General features: G+C 41.9%; 1 protein-coding gene. It reads right to left on the bottom strand.

What is annotated here, in order from left to right; all coding sequences use genetic code 11:
- Nucleotides 1-417: 417 nt before the first annotated feature.
- Nucleotides 418-2,637, bottom strand: a complete 2,220-nt coding sequence (locus JJE29_09345) for a beta-propeller domain-containing protein (GenBank protein MBK5252820.1) — start codon at nt 2,635-2,637, stop codon at nt 418-420.
- Between the last annotated feature and the right edge of the window lie 419 nt (nt 2,638-3,056).

The following is a 3,056-nucleotide window of genomic DNA, read 5'->3' as shown; positions in this document are numbered from 1 at the left end:
GTCTATTTGGTGTGCAGTGATTTAGAGTTCAATCTGCCAACGGCTTTTGCGTAGACATAATTGAATTTACATAATTGGTAGAAATATCAAACGTTAAATCCACACAAAATAAGAAAGAGCCTTTTAATTTTATTCAATTCCTGTTTCATGCATATAATTCTATGTATGGATTTCTATTTATTATACTCTATTTTTCGATGTCTTTGCGCATATTTACAGAGTTGATTAACTCCATATTTCAACACCCTAGAGCAAAACGCAAAAGGAATAAGCCTATTGCCTTTAAACGTATGGACGCGGGCTTGTCGACAAGCCCATTTCCGCATTACCCTATGAAAACCAATGATTGAAGCGTATAGATATGCGCTTCAATCATTGGTTTTCATAGGGGTTCTTTAAATGCAATCAATCATTATATTATTTGATTTCATCAAAAGTTTCAATGTCGAAAGCCCTAATATTGTCATCGAGTATATAATACAGAATATCACCAATGTATATTGCCCTTTTTACATAGGACCCATACATTCCTTCATTTGATATAAGCTTCAATACGCTCATATCTCCGTCCTCTCGGATCTTCAGGATTGCCGCACCGTAGAAATTCGACTTTGAATAGTCTCCGGTATTGTTAGCAAGTACAGCGTCAAAGGCTATCATGTCATCTTTCAGATTCAGCATGAGGGCCTTGTGGTTGTACAAAACCTCCGCATAGCTTCCTCTGCCTCCGAGAATCAGGTTACTTATTTCCATTGGCTTGCCCTCGTCGGACACATCGAAAACTGAGAGCTTTATGCCTTCCTGACTTCCCGTTTTTTCATCTATATTCTGTCCAATTCCCAGAATAAGGTCTTCACTCAATGGATGCAGGTAGCTGGAAAATCCCGGCACTTTGAGTTCACCCGTAATCCTTGGAGAATCGGAATCTGCCAAGTCGAGCACAAATAGAGGATCTATCTGCCTGAATGTCACAATGTAACCCTTATCCCCCATGAAACGAACCGAGTATATCCTTTCACCCGGCGCTAGATTTTCGACCGAACCTGTTTCGTTTAAGTTTTCGTCCAGCACATAGAGTGCATTGACATTTTCCCTTTGCCAATTGGTTGTGGCCACCCGGAGGCTACCTTCGTACTCATCCATGGAAAACTGGTTGAGTACGCTCCCCTCCACCATGCCTCCTCCTGCAAATCCTATTTTTGTTCCGTCTACCGTGAACTTGGCTATATTAGTAATGCTTCCCCAAAATGAATTATAATCCTGCCCTGCCACATAAAGGGCTTTATCACTCATGTATACCATGTTTCCGCTGCCAAGGAACGCCTCTATTGTTGCCGCCTTTGTTTCATCAAAGATATCTATTGCCGCCACTATAAGGTAATTCGATGCCGCCCTCTTCGGATAGTACATGATTCTGTCGATTGGAAGTTCCCTGTATTCGTCTCCTAAAGCAGTGTCCCTGAACATCGGGACTATTTCTTCATAATCTATTCCATATCCATACAGATACTTGTTTACCACCAGATATACCGCATCATCCTTCTTGCGGCTCGAAATCATAGATCCTTCGACCTCAATCTCTTTGATCAAATCTGCCTTGCCACTTTCGTCTATTGAGTAGATTCCACACCACACATAGCTCCTTCCATCCCTAAACGGCATTATCGAAGATTCCATCTCTTCCATAGGCTCTGGAATCGGCCTAATCCAATTCTCGAATCTGTTGCGTGAACCTAAAACTACAAGCCTTCCATCGTCGATATACATTTCACTGAATTGTATATATTGTCCGGTACCTGCATCCACAGTCATTTTTATTTCATCTGTAAGAACCGGCTTCCCATTGTTTGAATCGTATACCCTGACAGATTCGCCAGTAACCACATAAATATATTTACCATCGGTCTTCACAATATCGGCTTCATTCACTCCAGCCACCTGCTCGTTTGTTGCCGAAAAATCCTCAGAAGCCGCCGATTCATTGAGCGCCTCACCCATTCCGTCAGGCGCTCGTGCTTCATCCATTGCCTTCATTTCATAATTGTCAGTCATCCCAGCCACTATTCCGGCTAGTTCCTCGCGAGATGAAACCTTCAGTGCCTGTCCTATCCTGTTCTTTATACCATCTACCATTTTACTATCCAAATCGATTTCTTCATTTCCGACTGTTATTACTCTGTCGCCATACCCAACTTTTTTACCCAACACATCTTCGCAGATGACTCTAAGTGGAACCATAGTGCGATCTTGAATTATCAGGGCCTCCGTGTCAATGGCAATAGTCACGGTCTCCCTTCCGTATTCCTCAATCCTGTAATTGCTCTTATCTATCGGAAAAACAAACCTCTTTCCGCCATACTCGATATATGCCTCCCTAAGCTCAGCTTCATATCCGACATCAGCACCAAAGTGCTCGCTTATTGCCCTTAAAGGCACAAGCGTCCTATCCTTGTGGATTACCGGAACAACATTGGGGTTGTCTGAATCAAGCGCCTTCATGATTTCGCCCGACAATATTAGCGGGCTGCCTATATGTAGTGCTATGGAATCCTCCAACGTGGCATCCGATGCAAAAACCGAAACATCAAAACAGCATATAATTGATGCAATAAGCGTTAAAACCAAAAACTTTTTCATTTCGTTCCCTCCTTTTCATAGCTTTTCTCTATTGAAATATACCCATTTCTTTCAATGTTGCAACACTTATTTCTGCAAACAAAAACAATCCATTCCCACGCTTAGCGCATATTCCTTTATATGCGTATAGACGCATCAGTAACCATTTTAGTTCCCTCTTAACAGACAAGGCACCCATCCGACTTTTTTGAAGCTGATATATGGTGAAACTGCAGACTGAATCATTACGTGTTTGCAGGGTAAAAGAGAATATGAAAGGAGTTGATATATTGAACTAAGTCACCATCTGCAAGGTAAATATCAAAATGTTGCATCGCTGTCAAATACACTACACACAAAAGAGTAGTCAATATGATTGTTGGAGTAATAAAAGAAATCAAGGCTCAGGAAAACAGAGTTGCGCTGACGCCAGCAGGCGT

It is taken from the genome of Peptostreptococcaceae bacterium, from assembly GCA_016649995.1.
Classification (GTDB): Bacteria; Bacillota; Clostridia; order Peptostreptococcales; family BM714; genus BM714.
Note: the sequence above shows the minus strand (reverse complement) of the source record. Positions and strands in the feature narration are given on the sequence as shown.

Bases quoted from the DNA above. Each gene is read 5' to 3' on its own strand.
- JJE29_09345 (MBK5252820.1), bottom strand. From the start codon at position 2,637: ATGAAAAAGTTTTTGGTTTTAACGCTTATTGCATCAATTATATGCTGT.